20 protein-coding genes are annotated in these 21,845 nt (G+C 69.6%); 9 read left to right on the top strand and 11 right to left on the bottom strand.

Annotated features, from left to right (window positions below):
• Positions 1 to 58: 58 nt before the first annotated feature.
• From ACX114_RS16030 to ACX114_RS15990, 9 genes are all read right to left on the bottom strand, one after another.
• The gene (locus ACX114_RS16030) at positions 59 to 1,597 is read right to left on the bottom strand and encodes a tetratricopeptide repeat protein (protein ID WP_459298959.1); all 1,539 of its coding nucleotides are present in this window, start codon (positions 1,595 to 1,597) and stop codon (positions 59 to 61) included.
• Between the two features lie 3 nt (positions 1,598 to 1,600).
• Positions 1,601 to 2,812: an outer membrane beta-barrel domain-containing protein gene (locus ACX114_RS16025; protein ID WP_459298958.1), complete on the bottom strand. Its 1,212-nt coding sequence runs from the start codon at positions 2,810 to 2,812 to the stop codon at positions 1,601 to 1,603.
• Positions 2,813 to 2,821: 9 nt separating this feature from the next.
• The gene (locus ACX114_RS16020) at positions 2,822 to 3,640 is read right to left on the bottom strand and encodes an outer membrane beta-barrel domain-containing protein (protein ID WP_459298957.1); all 819 of its coding nucleotides are present in this window, start codon (positions 3,638 to 3,640) and stop codon (positions 2,822 to 2,824) included.
• Positions 3,641 to 3,977: 337 nt separating this feature from the next.
• Complete coding sequence (rplC, locus tag ACX114_RS16015) at positions 3,978 to 4,646, bottom strand: 50S ribosomal protein L3 (RefSeq protein ID WP_459298956.1); 669 nt, start codon at positions 4,644 to 4,646, stop codon at positions 3,978 to 3,980.
• Between the two features lie 147 nt (positions 4,647 to 4,793).
• The gene (locus tag ACX114_RS16010) at positions 4,794 to 5,564 is read right to left on the bottom strand and encodes a hypothetical protein (protein WP_459298955.1); all 771 of its coding nucleotides are present in this window, start codon (positions 5,562 to 5,564) and stop codon (positions 4,794 to 4,796) included.
• Between the two features lie 74 nt (positions 5,565 to 5,638).
• A complete protein-coding gene (locus tag ACX114_RS16005) occupies positions 5,639 to 6,052 on the bottom strand; it encodes a hypothetical protein (RefSeq protein ID WP_223743187.1) in 414 nt (137 codons plus the stop codon).
• Between the two features lie 115 nt (positions 6,053 to 6,167).
• Positions 6,168 to 6,821: a HupE/UreJ family protein gene (locus ACX114_RS16000; protein WP_459298954.1), complete on the bottom strand. Its 654-nt coding sequence runs from the start codon at positions 6,819 to 6,821 to the stop codon at positions 6,168 to 6,170.
• Between the two features lie 40 nt (positions 6,822 to 6,861).
• Positions 6,862 to 7,431, bottom strand: a complete 570-nt coding sequence (locus ACX114_RS15995; RefSeq protein WP_459298953.1) for a hypothetical protein — start codon at positions 7,429 to 7,431, stop codon at positions 6,862 to 6,864.
• Complete coding sequence (locus ACX114_RS15990; protein WP_459298952.1) at positions 7,428 to 7,574, bottom strand: lmo0937 family membrane protein; 147 nt, start codon at positions 7,572 to 7,574, stop codon at positions 7,428 to 7,430. The genes ACX114_RS15995 and ACX114_RS15990 overlap by 4 nt, the downstream gene beginning before the upstream one ends.
• 304 nt (positions 7,575 to 7,878) lie before the next feature.
• Here ACX114_RS15990 and ACX114_RS15985 point away from each other — a divergent pair, with 304 nt between their 5' ends.
• The 7 genes from ACX114_RS15985 (at position 7,879) to ACX114_RS15955 (ending at position 17,176) form a co-directional block, all read left to right on the top strand.
• Positions 7,879 to 8,616, top strand: a complete 738-nt coding sequence (locus ACX114_RS15985; protein WP_459298951.1) for a lytic transglycosylase domain-containing protein — start codon at positions 7,879 to 7,881, stop codon at positions 8,614 to 8,616.
• 220 nt (positions 8,617 to 8,836) lie between these two features.
• Positions 8,837 to 9,169 carry an STAS domain-containing protein gene (locus ACX114_RS15980; protein ID WP_459298950.1) on the top strand — a complete coding sequence of 111 codons (333 nt, stop codon included), beginning with the start codon at positions 8,837 to 8,839 and terminating at the stop codon, positions 9,167 to 9,169.
• Between the two features lie 135 nt (positions 9,170 to 9,304).
• Positions 9,305 to 10,285, top strand: a complete 981-nt coding sequence (locus ACX114_RS15975; protein WP_120590647.1) for an AAA family ATPase — start codon at positions 9,305 to 9,307, stop codon at positions 10,283 to 10,285.
• Complete coding sequence (locus ACX114_RS15970) at positions 10,282 to 11,262, top strand: DUF58 domain-containing protein (protein ID WP_459298949.1); 981 nt, start codon at positions 10,282 to 10,284, stop codon at positions 11,260 to 11,262. Before ACX114_RS15975 ends, ACX114_RS15970 begins: the two co-directional genes overlap by 4 nt.
• Positions 11,259 to 13,328, top strand: a complete 2,070-nt coding sequence (locus ACX114_RS15965) for a transglutaminase TgpA family protein (protein WP_459298948.1) — start codon at positions 11,259 to 11,261, stop codon at positions 13,326 to 13,328. Before ACX114_RS15970 ends, ACX114_RS15965 begins: the two co-directional genes overlap by 4 nt.
• Before the next feature lie 419 nt (positions 13,329 to 13,747).
• Positions 13,748 to 14,635: an RNA polymerase factor sigma-32 gene (locus ACX114_RS15960; RefSeq protein ID WP_206796597.1), complete on the top strand. Its 888-nt coding sequence runs from the start codon at positions 13,748 to 13,750 to the stop codon at positions 14,633 to 14,635.
• Between the two features lie 72 nt (positions 14,636 to 14,707).
• Positions 14,708 to 17,176 carry an OPT family oligopeptide transporter gene (locus ACX114_RS15955; RefSeq protein ID WP_459298947.1) on the top strand — a complete coding sequence of 823 codons (2,469 nt, stop codon included), beginning with the start codon at positions 14,708 to 14,710 and terminating at the stop codon, positions 17,174 to 17,176.
• Between the two features lie 46 nt (positions 17,177 to 17,222).
• Here ACX114_RS15955 and ACX114_RS15950 read toward each other — a convergent pair whose 3' ends face one another.
• Positions 17,223 to 17,555 (bottom strand): hypothetical protein, encoded by a 333-nt coding sequence (locus ACX114_RS15950; RefSeq protein WP_459298946.1) that lies wholly within the window; start codon positions 17,553 to 17,555, stop codon positions 17,223 to 17,225.
• 197 nt (positions 17,556 to 17,752) lie between these two features.
• Between ACX114_RS15950 and ACX114_RS15945 the strand changes: the two genes are divergently transcribed.
• Together ACX114_RS15945 and ACX114_RS15940 are read left to right on the top strand one after the other, a co-directional pair.
• Positions 17,753 to 19,519 carry a HEAT repeat domain-containing protein gene (locus tag ACX114_RS15945; protein WP_459298945.1) on the top strand — a complete coding sequence of 589 codons (1,767 nt, stop codon included), beginning with the start codon at positions 17,753 to 17,755 and terminating at the stop codon, positions 19,517 to 19,519.
• Positions 19,520 to 19,523: 4 nt separating this feature from the next.
• Positions 19,524 to 20,834 carry an HD-GYP domain-containing protein gene (locus ACX114_RS15940; protein WP_459298944.1) on the top strand — a complete coding sequence of 437 codons (1,311 nt, stop codon included), beginning with the start codon at positions 19,524 to 19,526 and terminating at the stop codon, positions 20,832 to 20,834.
• Here ACX114_RS15940 and ACX114_RS15935 read toward each other — a convergent pair.
• Positions 20,815 to 21,840: an RluA family pseudouridine synthase gene (locus tag ACX114_RS15935; RefSeq protein ID WP_459298943.1), complete on the bottom strand. Its 1,026-nt coding sequence runs from the start codon at positions 21,838 to 21,840 to the stop codon at positions 20,815 to 20,817. The genes ACX114_RS15940 and ACX114_RS15935 overlap by 20 nt on opposite strands.
• Between the last annotated feature and the right edge of the window lie 5 nt (positions 21,841 to 21,845).

Below are 21,845 nucleotides of genomic sequence, written 5' to 3'. Positions count from 1 at the left end.
TGGGATGCTTCTTCAAGGGGGCCGGGTGCGCCCGGCTCCCACTTGCCTGCTTCGCGGCCTACTTCTCCTGGCGAGCGGGGCAGCCCCGCTTGAGCGTGTACTGGTAGTAGCCGATCTCGTCGATCCAGAACTCGCCCTGGAAGCGCCAGTAGTTGTAGTCCGCGCCGGGCATCTTCGGGCGGTAGAGCGTCTGGCGGGAGAGCAGCGCCTTCTGGTCCACGCCCTCGGAGAAGAGGTCCTTCTCATCCAGCGCCGTCTGCACGCGGATGATCTCCGCCTGGTCGGAGAAGGTGCGGAGGTTGTCCGCGGCCTCCTTGATGCGGTTCTTCGCCAGCGTGCCGCCCACCTGGAGCAGCGTGGTGCGGATGTCCTCGAGCGACGCCACCGTCTGCGCGGCGAACGGCGTCCCCTTCCACGGGCCTTCACTGATGGCGCGCTTCTCCTGGTCCACGCGCGACAGGGTCCGCATCACTTCACGGATGCGCTCGTTGTTGCGGATCCACAGGTACACGGCGCGCGGCAGGCGGCGGTTCTCGGAGGCCACCAGGTTGAAGGCGTTGATGGGCGCCACGTCCTCGCCGGTGAAGGGCTCCAACTGCTTCGCCATGGGGCCGTAGCGCTCGTCGAACGCGGCCAGCGTCGTCTTCACCTCGTCGTAGAGGCACGAGTAGTAATAGACGGTCGCCTTGAGGATCCACGACTCGGGCTGGAAGGCGCCCTCGAACTGCGGCGCGTGCAGCGCCTGGAGGCTGCCCAGCGCGCCGCCGAAGTCCTCGTTCTGGAAGCGGGCGAAGCCGTTCTCGAACAGGGCCTGGTCCCAGAAGCGCGCGTAGCGGGGCACGCGTTCGTACGCCTTCACCGCGTCCGCGTACTCACCGCGGCGGTAGTGCACGCGGCCCAGGGCCAGCAGCGCCAGCTCACGCGTCTCCGGCAGCTCCACCTGCGGTTCCTTCGTGTTCAGCACGGCCTGGAACGCGGCGATGGCCTCCTTGTCCAGCGTCTCACCCTCCCCCGGGCGGCCGGGGAAGCGCGGGTCCGCGAGCACGGTGCCCAGCAGGTAGCGGGCCTTCGCGTAGACGCGGCTGTCGGCGGGCACGGCCTCCAGCAGCGCGCGGGACTCCTCGAAGCGCATGCGGCGCTGGCTGGCGGTGCCGACCAGGTAGTTGATGCGCGCAAGCACTTCCTTGGGCAGCGTGACCCACTGGTCGCGCACCTCGTCGGTGTAGGCCTGATTGAGGATGCTGGGGATGAGGTTCTGCTCATCCAGCCGCTGCTGCATGTCCACCAGCCCCTCGATGGCCTTGAGGTACGAGGGGTGCTTGGGGCCGGCGTTGACGATGGCCGCGTAGGAGATGAAGGCCGCGACGGGCAGGTCCTTCTTGGCGAACGTCTGCGCCAGGTAGAACTCGGACTTGCCCTTCAGGTCCGCGTCCTCCCCTTCCGCCAGCCGAGCGAAGAGGGGGGCGGCGGTGTCCAGCTTGCCTTCGTTGAAGGCGGACAGCGCGCGGTTGTAGGTGCCCACGTCCTGCTGGGCGAGGGCCACCGAGGGCACGGCGAGGGGCCCGAGGACGACGAGGAGTCGGAGCAGTCGGGACATGGTTTAGAAGAGCACCGAGAAGCCAGCGTAGAAGCTGACGTTGTTGAGGACGTCCGACGAAGGCTCGGCGACGAGGTCCCTCCCGAGGATGATGTCCTCGCGGTAGTTCTTCTTCGTCTCCGGGTCCACGCCGTCGAACTTCGCCACCTTGCAGCTGCCGCTCAAGGAGAGGCCGTCGAAGGGCTGGTTGGCGGCACGCGCGGCCTCCAGCGCCTCGAAGTCCGCCAGGTTGCAGCCATCCACCTTGTCCACGCGCGCGGTGTAGATGAGGTCGCGGACCTCCAGGCGGAGGGCGTAGTTCTCACCGAACTGCACGCGGAAGCCGCCGCCCACCTCACCCAGGAACTTGTTGCCCGTGTCGCCGAAGCGCGCGGGCACCTGGTACGTCTGGCCGTCCACCTCGTTGGCCACCTCCGGGCGGATGAGGTGGCGCGTCTTGCCAATGCCCGCGCCGCCTGAGAGCACCACGCTGAACTGCGCCAGCGAGTTGTTGAAGAAGGCGAACTTGCCGTAGAGCGGTGTCACTTCCACGCCCGCGTGCGCGCCCCACTGGAGGAGCAGCGACGACGCGGCCTGGGCCTGCTCGCGCACCTTGTCGATGAGCTCCAGGTTGAAGTCGCTCTCGTCGGAGTACCAGTTGTACTGGCCGCCCACCTGGAGGGCGAAGTTCTCCTGCAGGTGGTAGACGTAGCTCAGCGCGGTGCCCACGTGGTTGGTGAACTTGCCGTTCACCTGCACGGCGGCGGGATACAGCACCAGCTCGTGCTTGCCCTCGTCCGCGAAGCGCTTCTTCTGGACGATGTGGACGTTGACGTTCGGGTTGTAGAGCGGCGCGCCATTCACCAGCCGCTGCTGCTGCGCGTCGGTGGTGCGCGGCGCCTCACCGGTGTCCAGCACCGGCGCGTCCGCGGGAGGCGTGGCGGCCGGAGCCTGGGCCCCCATCGGCTCGGAAGACGGAGCGCTCCCCACGTCGTCCTCACCGGTGACGGCGGGCGCGGACGGCGTGGCCGGCGCGGCTTCCGGCTGCGACTGGGGCACGGCCGGCGCGTCGCGCTCGGTGCGCTGACGCTCCGGCGGCTCGGCCGGTGAAGGAGGGGCCGGCGCGGTCGCATCCGGACCCGGAGCGGCCGGCGGCTGCGCCGGAGAGGCGCCTTGCGCGAACGCGAGGGCAGGCACCGCGGCAACGAGGAGCGCGATGGAACGGAAGGGTCGCATAGGAATGGGTCAGAAGGAGAAGGTGTAGCCGAGGTCGAACTGCACCAGGTGCGTGAGGCCCGGGCTGCCGGCGGGCTCGCCGGTGGGATTGCCGGCCTCCCAGTCGTCGCGCAGCAGGTTCACGCGGTAGCTGTCCTTGAAGATCCAGTCGCGCAGCTCCAGCCGGATGCCGTGCTGCTCCTTGATGAAGAAGCGGAAGCCCAGCGCGGCGGACACCACCGGCGCCACGCGCGACTCCTTCACCCAGTAGTTCTCCGTGGCGCTGCCCCGGTCATCCACGGCCGTGCGGTTGTCACAGACGCCCGCGGCCCGGTCCACGACCTGGGTGCACTGGATGACCGACTGGCGCTTGAGGTTGGTGAGGCCGCCGCCCGCCCAGAGGTACGTCTGGAAGTGCACCGGGATGTCCGCGACCAGGGAGATCTTCCCGTAGATGGGAGCCCACCGGGCGCCGACGACGCCGTGCAGGTTCATCCGCCACATGTCCTCCAGCTCGTCCGTGACGCGCTTGTCCTCGCGGTCCAGGAAGGACTCGGAGATGGAGCGCGCCAGGCCCGTGTGGCGGCTGAGGGCGTAGCCCGCGCGTGCCTCCAGCGCGAACGTGTCGAACAGGTTGTAGGCCAGCCCGACGTCGAAGAAGTAGTGCGCCGTCAGGTGCGTCTGCACTGGCAGGCCCACGGACAGGGACAGCTCCGGATGGCCCGCGGGCTTGTAGAGCCGGTTGCGGACGACCGCCGAGTCCAGGACGCCGTCTTCCTGTGCGGCGGCGCCGAGCGCCGTCAGCGAGAGGCTCAGCGCGGCGAAGACGCGAAGCGTGCGTGCGTTCATATCTCCTGCCCGGCCCGGGGGTGGGCCGTTGGGTGATCCGGAGGGCAACCCGTCTGCTTGGACGGCGAGGCTCCGGCGTGGGACAGCGATGTGAGCACGGCGCCCATTCACCGCAAGCGGATCCCAGCGGCAGTCGGTAAAGTTTTCGCCCTTTGCCCCCAGGGCGACCAGCACTCAACGTTTCCAGACGGATGCGAGGCCTCGAGGCCCCGCGCGCGACGCGCGAAACACACCGGGCCCGGAAACGACGAACGCCCCGCCCGGCCACCCGAAGGTGCCCGAAGCGAGGCGTTGAATGGGGCGCGGTGTGAAGCGCCCCGGCGTCAGCGGCTGCGAATTACTTCGCGGCCTTGTGCTGCGCGCGCATGGCCACCTTGATGGAGGGGCGCACGATGACGATGCCGTCGTTGTGGCCGGGGACCGCGCCCTTCACGAGCACCAGGCCCTTCTCCACGTCCACGTCCACCACGGTCAGGTTCTGCGTGGTGACGCGCTCGACGCCGTAGTGACCCGGCATCTTCTTGTTCGGGTACGTACGGCCCGGCGTCTTACGCTGACCGATGGCGCCCGGGTGACGCTGATACTCGTGCGTACCGTGCGTCTTGGTCTGCGAGCCCTTGAAGCTCCAGCGGCGCATGACGCCGGAGAAGCCGCGGCCCTTGGTCACGCCGGTGACGTCCACCAGCTCGCCCTTGTTGAACATGTCCGCCTTGACGGCGTCGCCCACGTTGAAGCCCGCGGCCTCCTCGGCCGTGACGCGGAACTCGCGCAGGTGGCGGCGCGGCGTGGCGCTGGCCTTCTTGAAGAAGCCGAGCTGCGGCTTGTTCAGGATCTTCTCGCGGATTTCGCCGAAGCCCACGGTCACCGCGGAGTACTGATCCTTCTCCGGGGTGCGCTTGCCGACCACCAGACAGGTGTTGACGTCGATGACCGTCACCGGAACGAGGTTGCCCTCGTCGTTGAACACCTGGGTCATGCCGATCTTCTTGCCAATCAGACCCTTCACGTCGTCCTCACAGCGAGCGCCCGTGGCGCTGAAAGCCCAATGAAATCAATGAACTGAACTGGCTACACGCGGTCCCGCGGCCGCCAGGAAGCGGCGCAAGATAGCAAACACGTCCCCTACGTCAAGCACCAAGGGTGGGCGTACCCCTCACTGCGCGACATCCAACCGCGGGTAGAAGGGGTTCAGCTGCCCGTCCGCGATGCGCTGGGCATACACCTCTTCGCCGAGGAGGAACAGGGCCTGATCCAGATAATCTTCCGCCCCCTTGATCTCCTCCTCCTTGGTGGCGATGGCCTGGTCGAGCTCCGCCATGCGGGCGTCGTGCTGCTGCTTCTGCTCCTCCGCGGCGTCCTCCAGCTCGATCAGGCGCTTGTGCGCCAGGATGCCGGCCGCGCCGGGCTGACCGGGGGTGGGCGTGAGGGCGGTCGCCAGCTGGGACTCCCAGTCCTCCACCTCGCGCGCCAGGCGCATCTGGGCGATGCGGTTCTTCTTGAGGTTCTGCTTGGCGGCGTCCAGCTTCACCGGATCCTGGGTGGTCATCTCCAGGTCCGCGAGCTTCGCCTCCAGCTTCTTCAGGCCCACGATGGCGTAGCGCAGGTCGGCGCGGCGGGTGGCCAGCGTCTTGCGCAGGCCCTTCACCTTGCCCTCCACCGCCGTCACGGCCTTCTGGAACTTGCCGGTGATCTGCTTCTGGGCCGCGCACTCGTCCTCGTGCTGCGCCAGGAAGTCCTGGTAGGCCACGTCCTCGTCATTCATCTCCGCTTCCAGGGCCGCCAGCTCATCCCGGCGCGCCTCCAGCACCTCTTCGGCGCGGTAGACGCGTTCCATGGAGCGGGGGCAGTTCGGCTTGCCCGAGAGGACGTCCCGGGCCAGGTCGCCGAGCTGGAAGATGAGATCGTTGTAGCTCTCCTTCGCCATGGGCGGATTCATACGCCCAAGACGCCGGGACTGTCACCGGCCGAGCGCATTCCAAGCGCTCGGCCTTCCTGTCTTCAGGAATCCGCGGGGGCCGCGACGGCCTGGGACTCGCCCCGCCGCACCGCCGCCAGGGCCCCTTCCGCCAGGGCGAGCAGCTCCCGGGCGCGGTCCTGCTCCTCGGTCCGGTTCAGCTCGCACACCCAGGCCGAGGACAGGTCCGCGTGCTGGCGCGCCATCTCCGCGGTCGTCTCATAGCGCGCGGCCGACGCGCGGGCGAAGGCCCCCTCCCGGCGCAGCTCCAGCACCGTGTCCGGATCCAGATCGATTTCTTCCGGAGGAACCGGCAGCGGCCCGCGCCCCAGCGCCGCCAGACGGGCCAGGAGCCGTGATGCATGGGCGCGGCAGAAGGCGGCCAGCACCATCAGGCGCGCCCGGACCCGCGCGTCGTTCATGCGCTCCGCCAGTCCCGTCATACGACGGGCCGACACCACTTCTGCTTCCCACGCGGCGGCCAGTGCGGCTGCCAGCCGGGTATGCCTCGCTCCCATCAGCGTCCCTCCCCCACCCTCGTGAGACGCAAGCTAGGAACGCTATTGGTTCAATTCAACCGACCGCACGAGCAACCATCCAATAAAGCCCCACTCCCGCGAGGCAGATGGATGACAGGCGCACAACCTTCGAGTGCAGACGGGGCCTGCGCTGAACGATCCGCAGCACGGGAACCAGGAAGGCCACCACCGCCGCCTGCCCCACCTCCACCCCCAGGTTGAAGCCCACGAGCGCTGGCACCACGGCCGTCCCCACCCCGTAGCCGCCGAGCACGCTCGCGAAGCCCAGCCCATGCACCAGGCCGAAGAGGAAGGTGAGCCCCGCGCGGTGCCCGTGCTGGCGCAGGAACAGGTTCTCCAGCGCCATGTAGAGGATGGACGCGGCGATCGCGGCCTCCGCCCACCGGGTGCCCCGCGCGTCCAGCGTCACCTGGCCCAGGGCGGTGAGCACCAGCGTCAGCGAGTGCGCCAGCGTGAAGGACGTCACCAGCAGGAGGATCCGCCGGAACGAGCCGCCCACCAGCAGCACGGCGAAGAGGAAGAGGAGATGATCCGCCCCGGCCAGGATGTGGCGGATGCCCTCGCCCACCCAGCCGGCGAACCCGCTCACCGCCTCGGGCGCGACCTCCACTTCGTGGGCGTGGACGGCGGCCGGTCCCAACAGGAGCAGGGCCAGCAACACCACCCGGACAGCGGGGAACGGCTTCATCGCGCGAAGGAGCCTGCCCTCCGCGCGCCCTGCCCGTCCACTACTCGCTCACGAACTCCAGATGCACCTGCTGGCGGCCCGAAAGCCCGCCGTGGTGCGCGCCGCAGCGCGGACAGACCATCGGCTGATCCCACTCCCACTGCGCCTGCACCTCGTCCCCGCAGCAGACCATGGGGAGCGTGCGCAGCATCTCCTCGTCCGGAGGCAGCGGCCGGGGCAGCGGCTCCGGCGCCACGGAGACGAAGGTGGGCCGCGGGTTCTGGGACAGCGTGCGCTGCACGTACGCCAGCTGCTCGTACCGCACGTGGTTCGCCCACGCGCGCGCCATCTGCTCCACGTGCGCGGACTGATCCGGCGTGAGCCACGCGTCCGGCAGCGCGCGGTGGCCACAGTACAGGCAGTGCCACGCGGGCAACTCCTCCGCCGTGTACGCCTCGTGGAGGTTCTCGAAGGGGAAGTAGCCCGCGAGCAGCCGCTGAAGCATCCCCGCGTCATGGCGGCTGGGCCGCGTCTTGAAGGAGCGCTGGCAGCGGGGACATTCGCGCCGAACGAAGCCCGCCTTGTCCCGCGGCAGCTCCAGCCACGCCATGTCCAGCTCCGGCAGGTTCATGCCATCCCCCGCCGGCGCCCGAGCGACGCGACGGCCAGCACGAACGCGACGAGCGAGAACACCAGGAGGAGGTGCACCCACTGCCCCTCCGTCGAACCGGTGATCAGCCCCATCACCCACAACACCATCAAGATGATGCCCATGGTCCAGTACACGCCACGCCTCCCGCCACATAGGGCCCCGAAACTCAGACCGGGCCCAAGCTAGGGACGCAGGCGCACCGCGGCAACAGGTGGAGCTTTCTGCAGGGTCAGGTTGGGAAACAAACTTCCCAGTCCGGGCATTTTTTCCGGACGCCGTGGGCCGCGCCGGTCCTGTTTCAGCCCCTCTCTTAAGGATCCGTGAGGCAGCTGGCGCACGCCACGTACGCTGGCACGTTGCCTGCTTAGCCGCTGGGTGTGGGCGAGTCAGCGGGCGCGGGCGGTTGGGGCGCCAGGGGAGGGCGAGATGCGGGGTTGGACGGTGGCGATGGTGGCGGCGGCGATGCTGGTGGGGACGAACGCGGTGGCTTTCCCGGTGCAGGTGCCGGTGGGTGCCCAGGGTGAAGCACCGGACGTCGCTGCCCTGAGGGCGCAGCTGGCGGAGAAGGACGCACAGCTCAAGGCCGCCCTGGCCCGGCTGCAGCAGTACGAGGATGAGGCGGACTACCTCCGCGCGGAGCAGATGGGCGTGGCCGAGGCCGTGCGCGCCTCCGGGCTCCCGGAGCGGCAGCAGCGCCGGCTGGCGGTGGCCATCGTCCGCGAGGCGGAGCGCAACAACCTGGATCCGCTGCTGGTGGTGGCGCTGATCCGCTGCGAGTCCTCCTTCAACAACTACGCGGTGTCCGGTGTGGGCGCCATGGGCCTCATGCAGGTGATGCCGGACACGGGCAAGTACCTGGCGGAGAAGTCCGGCTGGCGGCTGGGCCGCCACACCAACCTCTTCGACTTCGAGACGAACGTGAACCTGGGCACGGCCTACCTGGCGGACCTCATCAACCGCTTCGGCTCCGTGGAGGGCGCGCTCGTCGCCTACAACGCGGGCCCCGGGCTGGCCAAGCGCATCCTGGCCAAGAAGGAGAACCGGGTGAAGTTCATGGCCGGCTATCCCGCCAAGGTCGTGAAGGAGTTCCGCAAGCTGAAGGCCCAGCAGGAGCGCGCCATCAGCCTGCGTGCCGAGCAGACGACAACCGACCGCAAGGGTTGACCGCTGCGTGACACGCGCTTCGCTCGCTCGCCAACACTCCGGCCGAAGTTGCATGCCTGCCACTGACCTGATCGCGGGTGAAGGTGCACTGTTCGGCTCCGGCTGTGCACCCCCACCCCCCGGTGGGAACCCGGACCATCGTCGTGGTCCGGCAACGTGCGGCAGCCGCCATTACATCGCGAGCTGCACACACGTGCACACCTCAGCGGGAGCGCGGATCATGACGGGGCTTCAGATTCATCGGGAGGAGGAGGCGGCGGGTCGGATCACGCTGCGCCTGGAAGGAACGCTGGACGGCCGTACGGCCCAGGAGCTGCGCAACTCGCTCCAGGCGCTGAGCCAGATTGAAGGCCAGGTGGTCCTGGACTTCGCGCACCTGCGTGAGTTCAAGGACAGCGCGGTGGGCATCCTGACCCACGGCCTGAAGGACAGCGCCGTGCAGCTGCGCGGCCTGGCCACGCACCACGAGCGGATGTTCCGCTACTTCGGCGTGCTGTCCTCGCCGACGACGCACCGGGCGTACTACACGCCCGAGGACATCCTCTCCGTCTGAGTGTGGGTGGCCCTCCGGGCCGTGTGAATCCCCGGCAAGCGCCCGCGCCTCCAAGGCAGGCGGGCATCCGGCGTGGAACACGGGCGGCCTGGAGGGTGCCGGCGGGCGTTCGCCTGGGCTAGAGTCCGCGCCCAGATGACCCAGCCCGCTCGCGTCCTCGGTCCCGTTCCCTCCCCTGCTTCCGCGCGCGCGGTGATGGAGCGGCTCGCCGCCCAGCTTGGCCGCGCCGTGCAGGGCAAGCCGGAGGAGGTGCGGCGCGTCGTCACCTGCGTGGTGGCCGGCGGGCACCTGCTGCTGGAGGACATGCCCGGCGTGGGCAAGACGACGCTGGCGGAGGCGCTGGCGCGCGCGTGCGCCCTGTCCTTCTCCCGCATCCAGTTCACCGCGGACCTGCTGCCGGCGGACATCCTGGGCGCGCAGGTCTTCCACGCGCAGACGGCCACCTTCTCCTTCCGGCCCGGGCCGCTGTTCCGGCAGCTGGTGCTGGCGGACGAGCTCAACCGCGCCCCCCCGCGCACCCAGTCCGCGCTGCTGGAGGGCATGGCCCAGGGCCAGGTGTCGCTGGACGGGCAGACCCACGCCCTGCCCTCGCCCTTCACCGTGGTGGCCACCCAGAACCCGGTGGACTTCTCCGGCACCTATCCGCTGCCGGACTCGCAGCTGGATCGCTTCCTCGTGCGCCTGTCCCTGGGCCACCCTGCGCCGGACGTGGAGGCGCGCCTGCTCACCACGCGCGGCGCGGCGTCCCCGCTGCCGTCGGTGGAGGCCGTGACGGGGCCGGAGGAGCTGGCGTCGCTGCGCGACTTCGCCCAGGACGTGAAGCTGGACGCGGCGGTGGCGGACTACGTGGTGCGGCTGGCGCGGGCCACGCGTGAGCACGGCGACCTGGAGCGCGGCGCGTCCACCCGCGCGGTGCTGGCGCTGGGGTCCGCGGCCCGGGCCCAGGCGTTGTGGGAGGGGCGCGACTTCGTCACCCCCGGCGACGTGCGCGCCATGCTGGTGCCCTGCTGGGCGCACCGCGTGCTCCTGAGGAGCGCCGTGCAGGGCGTGTCCGCGCGGGACGAGGCGGCGCACCTGGTGGAGGAGATCGCCCGCAAGGTGGCGGCGCCCCGGTGAAGGCCCCCGCCCGTCCCCCCTTCAAGGCGCGGCTGCGCGCCTTCTTCCGTCCGCCGCGCACGCTGTCGGTGACGAAGACGGGCCGCACGTACCTGGTGGTGACGTTCGGCGTGGGGCTGGGCGCGCTCAACACGGGCAACAACCTGCTCTACCTGCTGCTGGGCCTGCTGCTCAGCATGGTGGTGGTGTCCGGCGTGCTGTCGGAGCGCTGCCTGCGCGACCTGACGGTGCGCCGGGTGGGCGCGGACGCGGCCTTCGCGCGCGAGCCCTTCGCCTACCGCTGGGCGGTGTCGCGCAAGAAGGGGCACGGCTTCGCGCTGACGTTCTCCGAGGACCTCTCCCCGCTCACCGGCACCGGGAAGCTGGGGCACCTGCCCGCGGGAAGGGAGCACATCGTCCGGGCGGACCTGGCCGCGCCACACCGCGGCCCCGTGCGCCTGTCCGGCGTGCGCGTCACCACCACGTGGCCCCTGGGCCTCTTCGCCAAGACGCGCGTGTTCTCCCTGGAGGGGACGCTGCTCGTCTATCCGCGCCGGGGCTACGCCTGCAAGGAACCGGGGCCCGCGGAGAAGGGCCCCCGGGGCGAGGCGGGCAGCCCGCGCCACCTGGACGGCACCGGCGACGTGGCGGGCCTGCGCGAGCTTGGCGCGAACGAGGACGCGCGCCGCATCCACTGGCTGAAGAGCGCCGCGGCGGGGCGCCTCCTGAAGGTGGAGCGCGAGCGCGAGGAGCGCCGCATCTGGAAGCTCGCGCTGGAGACGGGCCTCACGGGCGACGCGCTGGAGCGCCGCTGTGAGGAGGTCGCCGCCCAGGCGCACCAACTGCTGGACGCGGGACACGAGGTCGGCCTCCAGCTGCCGGAGCGCGCGCTGCGGCCCGCCGCGGGGGCTTCGCAGGAGCGGCGCATCCTCCAGGCGCTCGCGTGGGTGGGCTTCGAGGGCGCGGACGCAGGGACGGACTCCCGGGAGGCGGCGTGAAGCGCCCCTTGAGGCTGCGGCTCGTCCTGCGCGACCTGGCGGCGGGCTCCGCCTTCGCCGCGATGGCCATGTCCGGCCAGCTCCCCGTGTGGGTGCTGGGCGTCTTCGTCGGGGCGCTGGTGCTGGCGCTGTGCGACGTGCGGCTCGTCGCGCGCTTCTCCCGCCTGTCCGCGCTGGGGCTGCTGCTCGCGGCGGTGCTCCTGGGCCTCCAGCTGACGTCCGGCCTGATGAACGCGGTGGTGGCGGCGTGCTCCTTCGCGAGCCTCATCGCCGCGCAGCGGATGCTGTCCACGCCGGATGCCGCGGCCGAAGGTCAGACGCACCTGACGGGCCTCCTGATGGTGGCCGGTGGCGCGGCGCTGTCGGGCGACATGTCCTACGCGCTGTGCCTCATCGCCTTCGGGGTGCTGGCCAGCCTGTCGCTGGCGCTGGGCGTGGTGGAGGCGGCGGTGCCGGACGGCGAGCCCGTGCCGGTGCGCGCGGTGCTGCGGCCTCTGTCCGCGGGCGTGTCGTTCGCGGTGGCCGGCGCGGTGGCCTTCTTCGTCCTCTTCCCCCGCCTCAACTGGGCCATGGTGGGGCCGCGCTCGGCGCCGGGCCTGGGCGCGGTGAGCAGCGCGGGCTACTCCAACACCGTGCGGCTGGGCGGCGCGGGCACCATCAAGGGCAACCCGCGCGTGGTGCTGCGCGCCACGCTGACGCCCGACCCGGGCCGCGAGGCGCTGGACGCCTACTGGGTGGGCCGCACCTACGACACCTTCGACGGCATGGAGTGGACGAACGTCGTCGGCCCGCAGCAGACGGAGCGGCAGATCACCCTGCGCCCCGCCAGCGACACGCTCCTGCACCAGCGCATCGAGCTGTTGCCCGCGTACGGCGCCCGCACACTGATTGCCCTGGAGATGCCCTCGCGCCTGGGCAACGCCATGGCCCACACGCCCACCGGCACCCGGAACAGCCCGGTGCAGCTCCAGGGCGGCGGCGAGGTGCGCTTCACCATCACCGCGCCCTCGTACACCTACGAGGCCTACAGCCTGCCGCCGGACGCGAAGAAGGGCCTGTCCCCGGGCCTGGTCCAGGCGGAGCGCGACCAACTCCTGGCGCTGCCCGAGCACCTGGACGCGCGCGTCGCCCAGCTGGCGGCGCAGGTGCTCCAAGGCGAGAAGGAGCCGCTGGCCGCGGCGCGCAAGCTCGCTGCCTTCCTGCAGCGGGACTACGCGTACACGCTGGAGCAGGCAGGCACGCCGGAGGATCCGCTGGCGGAGTTCCTCTTCGTGCGCAAGGCGGGCCACTGCGAGCACTTCGCCACCGCGCTCACGCTGATGCTGCGCACGCAGGGCATCGGGGCGCGGCTCGCCACGGGCTTCTATGGCGGCACGCGCATGGACGGGGGCTACCTGGTGCGCGCGGGCGACGCGCACGCCTGGACGCACGTGCTCGTCCCGGGGCGGGGCTTCATCACCGTGGATGCGACGCCGCCGTCGAACCGCACGAGCCAGGGCTCCGTGCTGCTGGAGAAGGTGCTCGCCCTCTACGAAGCGGTGGAGGCGCGCTGGCGCAACTCCGTCGTCGACTACTCCTTCCGCGACCAGTTCGAGCTGGCCAGGGCCCTGGTCCGCCCGCCGCGCCGTGCGCCCGGCGCTCCCGCGAACGAAGCCCCCAGCCGCCTGCCCCCGCCGCGCGCGTGGGTGACGGCCGCCATCGTGGCCTTCGTCGTCTGGCGCGCGGGCCGCCTCGTCTCCCGCTGGACGGGCCGCGCCCCGGTGCTGGAGGCCACGCGCTTCCTGGACCGGGTGGACACGGCGCTCCAGAAGGCCCATGTGCCGCGCTTCGAGCACGAGACGCTGGAGGACCTGACCACGCGCCTGGCGGGTGAGGGCCATCCGCTGGCGCTGGCGCTGACGCCCCTCACCCGCCGCTACCTGGAGGCCCGCTTCGGCGGCCGTGCCCTGCGCGAGGGAGAGGCCGAGCACCTGCTCGCCACCCTGCGCCGCGCGCTGGAGGCGGAAGCCGCCCGTCGTACAGCGAAACCGGCCGGACAGGCAGGCCCTACCGCCCGCGCCTCCTGAGCGGAAGAGAAGTGCCCTCCGGACGGAAGCGGGCTTCCGTCGCCGGTCGCCCGCCCTCCCCAGGAACGCCCGGCCGAGGTGGAGAAATGTCTTCCCCTTCCGCCACGCGGCGCCATTAAGGCTTTCACGGAACCCCATTCGCGGACGTCATGGCGACGTGCGCTCGAGGGCCATGTCCCGTGCATTTTCTCCTCTCGCAGACCCGCGGATTTCCTACCGGCCACGGGTAACGGTTACAGACCGTTGCCAGGCGACGCCCACCTGCGTCCTGCAACCCCTCGGAGACACACGCGAATACATCCAACCCTGGTTGGCATCCCGGTTGCTCAGGGCAGACACGTCAAGTTGTAGGACTTGAACCCAGAGCACTTTTCAAGCGCCTCCGCCGCGGCAGGAGGCCCGATTTGGAGAATCCATCCATGCAGGCTTCGACCGAGCAGTCGTCCAATTCTGGCTCCCTCGCGATGTATCTCTCGGAGATCAACCAGTACTCGCTCCTGAAGGTGGAGGAGGAGCAGGAGCTGGCGCGCCGGTTCATCAAGGGTGACCTGGCCGCTGGCCACCGCCTGGTGACGAGCAACCTGCGCTTCGTGGTGAAGGTCTCCTACGAGTACCGCTCCTACGGCATCAAGATGTCGGACCTCATCCAGGAGGGGAATATCGGCCTGATGAAGGCGGTGCAGAAGTTCGACCCGGACAAGGGCATCCGCCTCATCTCGTACGCGGTGTGGTGGATCCGCGCGTACATCCAGAACTACATCCTGAAGAGCTGGTCGCTGGTGAAGCTTGGAACCACGCAGGCGCAGCGCAAGCTGTTCTTCAGTCTGGCCCGCACGCGCCGGGAGCTGGAGAAGCTGGGCAGCGGCGAGGCCGTGGTGAACGTGGATGAGATTGCCCGCAAGCTCCATGTGAAGCCCGGTGAGGTGCGTGAGATGGAGCAGCGCATGGGCGGCCGGGACTTGTCCCTGGACGCGCCCATGGGCGAGGACGGCGGCAACAGCCACGTGGACTTCGTGGTGAGCGCCGCGGCGCCCCAGGACGACGAGTTCGCGGACAAGGAGGAGGCGGGCCTCATCAACAACCGCGTCCGCACCGCCCTCATGCGCCTGGACCCGCGCGAGCGCTTCATCATCGAGCAGCGCGTGATGAACGAGCGTCCCATGACGCTTAAGGAGCTGGGCGAGCACTTCGGCTTCTCCCGCGAGCGCGCGCGCCAGCTGGAGATCCGCGCCAAGGACAAGCTCAAGTCGGAGCTGGCCGCCCTGATGGCGGAGGTGGATCCGGAGACGATGGCCGCCCAGGGCTGAAGGGGCAGTTTTCGCACCCCGGCGGAGACCCTGCTACAACGGGCCCCCTGATTTCCTGTCAGGAGTGCCTGCTTGTCCCACGGTTCCCCGCCGGTCGTCGATGATCGCGTTCCTCTCGCGGAGGCGCATGGTTCCGCCCCGCATAAGCCCTACGTCCCCCCCGAGCAGTCGCCCGCGGAGCTGACGATCCGCGGGCTGGTGCTCGGGTCGGTGCTGGGCATCGTGTTCGCAGCGTCATCCGTGTACCTGGCCATCAAGGTCGGCCTCACGGTGTCCGCGTCCATCCCGGTGGCGGTGCTCTCCATCGCCATCTTCCGGGCCCTGGGGCGCTCCAGCATCCTGGAGAACACCATCGTCCAGACGACGGGCTCCGCGGGTGAGTCGCTCGCCTTCGGCGTGGCGGCGGCCCTGCCCGCGCTGCTCATCCTGGGCTACGACATCAGCCTCACGCACGCGTTCCTCACCGCCGCGCTGGGCGGCGTGCTGGGCGTGCTGATGATGATTCCCCTGCGCCAGGGCCTCATCGTCCAGGAGCACGGCAAGCTCACCTACCCGGAGGGCACCGCCAGCGCGGACGTGCTCATCGTGGGCGAGCAGGGCGGCACCAACGCGCGCACGGTCATCCTGGGTTTCATCATCGGCGGCGTCTACAAGTTCGCCTACTCCGGGATGAAGCTCTTCAAGGAGGCCATCGGCACGCCCATCAAGGGGCTCAAGGCCGCGACGCTCTCCACGGAGGTGTCCCCGGAGCTGCTCGGCGTGGGCTACATCATCGGGCCTCGCGTGGCGGGCATCACCTTCGCCGGCGGCGTGCTCAGCTACCTCATCCTCATCCCGATGATCTCCTTCTTCGGCAGCGGCATGGAGACGCCGCTGCTGGTGCACAACGGGATGCTGATCAAGGACATGTCTCCGGATCAGATCCGCAACGCGTACGTGCTCTACATCGGCGCGGGCGCGGTGGCGACGGGCGGCCTCATCAGCCTCATCCGGTCCCTGCCCACCATCGTGGGCGCCTTCAAGCGCAGCGTGGAGACGCTGCGCCAGTCGCGCACGCAGGGCGCCCTGCCCACGGTGCTGCGCACGGATCAGGACCTGCCCATCACGGTGGTGCTGGTGGGCAGCGCGCTGCTGATCCTGGCCATCTGGCTGGCGCCGCCGCTGCACGTGAACTTCATCTCCGCCATCCTCATCGTCATCTTCGGCTTCTTCTTCGTGACGGTGAGCGCGCGCATCACCGGTGAGATCGGCTCCTCGTCCAACCCCATCTCCGGCATGGTGGTGGCCACGCTGCTCGTCACCTGCCTCGTGTACCTGCTGTTCGGCTGGACGTCGTCGCCGGACCGCTTCATGGCGCTCACCACGGCGGCCATCGTGGGCATCGCCGCGTCCAACGGCGGCACCACCGCGCAGGACTTGAAGACGGCGTTCCTCGTGGGCGGCACGCCCAAGAAGCAGCAGATCGCCCTCTTCGTCGGCGTGCTGACGAGCGCCATGTTCATCGGCCTGGTGCTGGTGCTGCTCAACCAGGGCGCCACGGCGGTCATCCCGGAGACGCACCCGGGCGTGCAGGTGACGGAGCTGACGCAGGAGACGCGCACCCAGCACACCTACCGCTGGGCGGTGTCCCAGGACGCGCTCACCCAGCGCGGCATGACGCCCGCGCAGCTCAAGCGCTCGCTGTGGGCGGAGCGCCTGGACGTGGCGCCGGTGGACGGCGGGCTGGAGCTGCGCAGCTGGCGCCCGATGCCGCCCGAGCAGCTGTCCGGCCTCACGCTGGCGCCGGCCAACGGCCCGTCGCTGAAGCTGTCGGACGCGGGCGCCATCACCGCCGGTCCGGACCGCATCTACAAGGAAGGCTTCGTGCGCGGCGCGGACACGCCCGTGCCCGCCGGCCGCTACCTGGTGGATGACCAGGGCAGCATCCAGTACGTGGTGGACCCGGGCATCGGCGGGCGCATCAGCGAGTACGAGGGCCAGACGCTCACCCGCTACTCCGCGCCCAAGGCGCAGCTGTTCGCGCTCATCATCGACGGCATCCTCACGCAGCGGCTGCCGTGGGACCTGGTGCTGCTGGGCGTCTTCATCGCGCTGATGCTGGAGCTGTGCGGCGTGTCCTCGCTGCCCTTCGCGGTGGGTGTGTACCTGCCCATCAGCAGCAGCGCCCCCATCTTCGTGGGCGGCATGGTGCGCCACTTCGTGGACAAGCTGCGCGGCGGCAGCGCGGCGGAGTCCGAGTTCTCCCCCGGCACGCTGATGTCCTCCGGCTACATCGCGGGCGGCTCCATCGCGGGCGTGCTGATTGCCTTCCTCGAAATCGCCAGCGACGGGACCTGGACGCGCGCCATCAACCTGCCCGCCCTCTTCGGCCATGAAGGCGCGGTGGGCGCCTTCCTCAACGCCGTGGGCGAGAGCGAGCTGGCGCACCCGACGTGGTCCAACGTCTGGGGCCTGGCCTTCTTCGCCGTCCTCACCGCGGTCCTCTTCCGCTCCGCCCTCAAGGGCAAGAGCGGCGCGGAAGCCCCGCCGCCGTCGCACTGACGGCCTGAAGCACCCTCCCCGCTTCGTGCTCGCGGGGAGGCTTCCGTTACAGCCCGGGCACCGACGGCGGCACCTCCGTGTCGCCGCCGTCGAAGTCCCCCGCCCCCTTCGCGCAGACGTACTCCGCCCGCAGCGGCGTCACGATGCCGAAGGTGAAGGCGTAGACGAACGGGCTCCACCACGGCCAGTACACGTCCACCCGGGACAGGCCATGCCGGCACTCCGCCGCGGCCACGTTGGACGTCGTCAGCCCCTCCACCAGGCTCACGCCCGTGCGGGACTCCGGTGCGCCGTCGCGCGGCGCCGGACTGCGCACGCTCATGCGGAAGCAGCCCGTGAGGGACGCCAGGACCAGGGCGGACACGGCCAGTCGCTTCATGGACGGGACTCCGGACAGCAAGGGGCCCCTTGCGTAACACACCCCGGCTTCACCGCCAGTCCGCCCCATGTTGCCCAGGTGTCACGCCAACCCCCTGGATTCTGGGCGCTTCCCGAATTGGGTCCGGAACCTGGACGGGAGTACACTCAAGCTCCCCCCATCGGGGCCTTCCGCCCCCTCCGGATTCTTCAGGTTTCATGGCACAGCCCCAGAAAGTCACGGACGCGACCGCGGAACCGGAACAGTCGCCGGAGGTCCGCGAGAAGGTGGAACTGGCGAAGACGTTCGCGTTCCACCTGCTCAAGGGCATCAAGCAGATTGGCATGTACCGCCACAACGAGGCGCGCTTCCCGGAGTTCCTCTCCAAGGCGCTGGAGTCCATCTCCACGTACACGGAGAAGTTCGGACCGCTCTCGCTGAAGGTGGAGCAGCAGAACTTCATGCTGCACGGCGAGCCGCTCTTCTCCGAGGAGTCGCCGCTGCCCTACAAGTTCTTCCGCGACGGCATCCGCCAGCTCATCTTCCGCCCGGGGCTGCCGCTGGAGGAGCTCGTCACGCTCACGCTCATCGCGCTGTCGGAGCCGGAGCGCGGCGCGGACGACGTGCTCGCGCAGTTGTGGCGCGCGGGCATGCAGCAGGTGGAGTACGTGGTGGTGGAGGGCTTCTCCATGGAGGGCGCCTCCGAGGACGAGGTCCAGGTGGAGGTGGACAAGGTGGTGGGCTACCTCTACTCCCGCCTCCAGACGAACTCGGATGACTTCCTGCGCTTCGCGCGCGTGTCCGCGGAGGACCTGGACGCGAAGCTGGACGGCGTGGAGCAGCTGCGCGGCCTCGTCGTGGGCGGCCGGCACGCCTCGGACGACCTGAAGGCCCGCATCCAGCGCGAGATCACGGAGGAAGAGAACGCGCGCCTCTTCCCGAAGCTGGTGGGCGCGGTGTTCCAGGTGGTGGAAGGCGGCGTGGATGACGCGGCGCTGCTGGAGGAGATCTTCCTGCAGCTGTTGGACATGCTGCTGCTCCAGGACGACTTCGCCACGGTAAATCAGATCGTCCTCAAGCTGCGCGCGCTCTCCCAGCGCGAGGGCGGCGAGGACCTGGGGCGGCTGCTCACCAACTTCCTCCACAAGATGGGCGAGGAGCAGCGCCTCACGCGAATGGGCGAGTCGCTGAAGACGACGCGCACGCGGCAGCCGCAGGACGTGACGCGCTACCTGCAGGCGCTGGGCGTGGACTCGGTGCTGCCGCTGCTCAGCGTGCTGGAGACCATCGAGCTGCCGGAGAACCGCGTGCTCCTGTGCGACGTGCTGGCCACGTTCGCGCGCGACCTGCCGGAGCCCTTCGTCGCGCGCCTGTTGTCGGACCGGCCGCAGACGGTGCGCGACATGGTCTACATCCTGGAGAAGAGCAACCACCCGGAGCGGGTGAAGATGTTCGGCCAGGTGATGAAGAGCCCCAACCTGGTGGTGAAGCTGGAGGTCATGCAGATCATCGGCAGGGGCCGCACGGCGGAGGCCCGGCGCATCATCCTGGATGCGCTCACCGACGGCGTCTCCCAGGTGCGCATGCTGGCCGCGAAGCTGTTGCCGGAGTTCGACCGCGAGCGGGCCTTCACGGACCTGGTGCGGCAGGTGCGCGACCCCAGCTGGGACAAGAAGACGTCCGACGAGAAGGCCGCCTTCTACGCGGCCATCGGGTCCACCAACCTGCCCGCGGCGCTGTCCATGATGCAGCAGTTGCTGACGGTGAAGCCGTCGCTGCTCAACAAGCGGCGGGTGATGGAGGACAAGCTCTTGGCCATCACCGGCCTGGGCGGCGCGGGCTCCATCCAGTCCTACAAGATGTTGCAGGGCGTGGTGGAGGACAAGGCGCAGCCCTTGGAAGTCCTCACCGCGGCCCGCAAGGCGATGTACCAGACGCGCAAGGCCCTGTTCGGGGACTCGGCGCTCCCGGAAGAAGCGAGCTGACACCATGGCCGACAATCTGAAGATCAATCAGACCCAGGACGAGAACCTGGGCGAGTACGGTCGAGAGCACAACGAGAAGCTCCAGAACCTGTCGCGCTCCATGCTCGCGGGTCTCTACATGCTGGTGCGCTCTGTGAAGATGTATGACCCGGAGAACGCGGTCTTCGAAAAGCCGCTCCACCAGCTCCAGGACATCATCAACCAGATCATCGGCAAGGAAGGCCGGCTGGAGCTGACGGGCGTCAAGGACTCGTTCTACCTGAACGGCATGCTGGTGAAGGTGGACCTGAACTCCATCGAGAACCAGCGCTACCTGCTGTCGGAGATGCGCTCCAAGGACGTGGGCGGCATCACGCTGACCAAGCCCGTCACCACGCAGGAGTTGAAGAACTTCGTCTGGATCTTCAGCAAGGAGCAGTCCGCCACCGCGGAGGAGGACGGCCTGCAGGGGCGCAAGCTCCTCAACATGCGCGTGGCCAAGTTCTCCAAGCTGAAGGAGAAGCTCAACAAGGACATGGACACGCCGGGCGACCAGAAGGTCGACCGCAAGAAGTACGCGATGACCGTGTACGCCCGCGCGGTGTTCTTCCTGCAGAAGTACCTGGAGTCCGTGCGCGCGGGGAAGCCCATTGGCTCGTCGCGCGCGCTGCGCCTGGTGCAGGACTTCGTGGACATCTCCTACGATCAGCGCACCCACTTCCTGGGCATGACGACGCAGAAGCGCGAGGAGGACTACCTCGTCTACCACCAGGTGAACGTGGCGCTGATGTGCATCGTGTTCGGCGCGGAGCTGGGGCTCACCAAGCCGCAGCTGCGCGACCTGGGCTACATCGCGCTCTTCCACGACGCGGGCATGACGACGCTGCCGGAGGAGCTGGCCACCAAGCGCGGCGCGCTCACCGCGGACGAGAAGACGACGGTGGCCCGCGCGCCGCTCATCAGCGTGCGCAACATCCTGATGGAGAAGGGCTTCAGCCGCTCCACGCTGCTGCGCGTGGTGACCACGTTCGAGCACAAGACGGACTACGGCACCGCGGTGCGGGACGCGCGCGGCAACATCCAGATGATCATCCCCAAGACGAACCTGGGGGTGTACGCGAAGATCATCGCCATCTGCGACGCCTACGACGCGCTCACCTCCCGCAGGCCCTACCGGGACGCGTACGGCCCGGAGGTGGCGCTGATGCTGATGTGGACGGAGATGCGCCAGAAGTTCGACCCGGAGCTCCTGGCCGTCTTCATGCGGGTGATGGCCATCCAGCCCATCAAGGTCCTCTCCCGCCGTCAGCAGCAGCTCAGCGTTTCCGGCCTGTAGCCTTCTTCGCCGCCGGCTTCTTCTGCGCGGGCTTCGCCTTCGTGGGAGGCCCGGCGGGAATGCTCGCCTCGCGCAGCACGGTGAGCGCCTTCTGGAAGTCCTCCGGCAGGGGGGCCTCCAGGTCCAGCGCCTTGTGGGTGCGCGGGTGTTCGAAGGCCAGGCGCCACGCGTGCAGCGCCTGGCGGCCCAGCGCCTCCTGGGCTTCCGCCACCGCGCCCTTCGCCTTGCGTCCGGCGCCGTAGAGCGCGTCGCACAGGAGCGGGTGTCCGGCCTCCGCCAGGTGGACGCGGATCTGATGCGTGCGGCCGGTGAGCAGGTCCACCTCCACCAGCGCGGCGCCTTCGAAGGCCTCGCGCACGCGGAACAGGGTGATGGCGGGCTTGCCCTCCTTCACCTTGCCGGTGAACTTCTGGCGGTGGATGGGGTGGCGGCCGTAGAGCGTCTCGATGCGCCCCTCCGCAGGTGGCACGCCATGCACCAGGGCCAGGTACGTCTTCTGGACCTCGCGCGTCTTGAAGGCCTTCTGGAGCGCCACCAGGGCCTGCTCGTGCTTGGCCACGACGAGGCAGCCGGTGGTGTCCTTGTCCAGCCGGTGGACGATGCCGGGGCGCAGTTCGCCGCCCACGCCGGCCAGGTCCTTCACGCGGTGCAGGAGCGCGTTGACCAGCGTACCGGACGCGTTGCCCGCCCCCGGGTGCACCACCATGCCGGCGGCCTTGTCCACGACGACCAGGTCCCGGTCCTCGTGCAGCACGGACACGGGCAGCGCCTCCGCCTGGGGAATCGCGGCGACGGGCGCGGGAACGTGGAGGACCAGCGCCTCGCCTCCGCGCAGGCGCTGCGCGGCCTTGGCGGGCTTGCCGTCCGACAGCACGTGGCCGTCGGCGATGAGGCCCTGGAGGCGGGAGCGGGTGAGGTCCGGGAACGCGCGGGCCAAGTACGCATCCAGCCGCTCGCCCCGGGCTTCGGGGAGGGCGCGGTGCTCGCGCGTGTCGGGTGAGGCCACGGTGG

The organism is Corallococcus sp. M7 (assembly GCF_054512695.1).
Note: the sequence above shows the minus strand (reverse complement) of the source record. Positions and strands in the feature narration are given on the sequence as shown.

Bases quoted from the DNA above. Each gene is read 5' to 3' on its own strand.
- ACX114_RS16020 (WP_459298957.1), bottom strand. From the start codon at position 3,640: ATGAACGCACGCACGCTTCGCGTCTTCGCCGCGCTGAGCCTCTCGCTG.
- ACX114_RS15945 (WP_459298945.1), top strand. From the start codon at position 17,753: ATGGCACAGCCCCAGAAAGTCACGGACGCGACCGCGGAACCGGAACAG.
- ACX114_RS15975 (WP_120590647.1), top strand. From the start codon at position 9,305: ATGACCCAGCCCGCTCGCGTCCTCGGTCCCGTTCCCTCCCCTGCTTCC.
- ACX114_RS16025 (WP_459298958.1), bottom strand. From the start codon at position 2,812: ATGCGACCCTTCCGTTCCATCGCGCTCCTCGTTGCCGCGGTGCCTGCC.
- ACX114_RS16030 (WP_459298959.1), bottom strand. From the start codon at position 1,597: ATGTCCCGACTGCTCCGACTCCTCGTCGTCCTCGGGCCCCTCGCCGTG.
- ACX114_RS15980 (WP_459298950.1), top strand. From the start codon at position 8,837: ATGACGGGGCTTCAGATTCATCGGGAGGAGGAGGCGGCGGGTCGGATC.
- ACX114_RS15985 (WP_459298951.1), top strand. From the start codon at position 7,879: ATGCGGGGTTGGACGGTGGCGATGGTGGCGGCGGCGATGCTGGTGGGG.
- ACX114_RS15995 (WP_459298953.1), bottom strand. From the start codon at position 7,431: ATGAACCTGCCGGAGCTGGACATGGCGTGGCTGGAGCTGCCGCGGGAC.
- ACX114_RS15990 (WP_459298952.1), bottom strand. From the start codon at position 7,574: ATGGGCATCATCTTGATGGTGTTGTGGGTGATGGGGCTGATCACCGGT.
- ACX114_RS16010 (WP_459298955.1), bottom strand. From the start codon at position 5,564: ATGGCGAAGGAGAGCTACAACGATCTCATCTTCCAGCTCGGCGACCTG.
- ACX114_RS15950 (WP_459298946.1), bottom strand. From the start codon at position 17,555: ATGAAGCGACTGGCCGTGTCCGCCCTGGTCCTGGCGTCCCTCACGGGC.
- ACX114_RS16000 (WP_459298954.1), bottom strand. From the start codon at position 6,821: ATGAAGCCGTTCCCCGCTGTCCGGGTGGTGTTGCTGGCCCTGCTCCTG.
- ACX114_RS15960 (WP_206796597.1), top strand. From the start codon at position 13,748: ATGCAGGCTTCGACCGAGCAGTCGTCCAATTCTGGCTCCCTCGCGATG.
- ACX114_RS15940 (WP_459298944.1), top strand. From the start codon at position 19,524: ATGGCCGACAATCTGAAGATCAATCAGACCCAGGACGAGAACCTGGGC.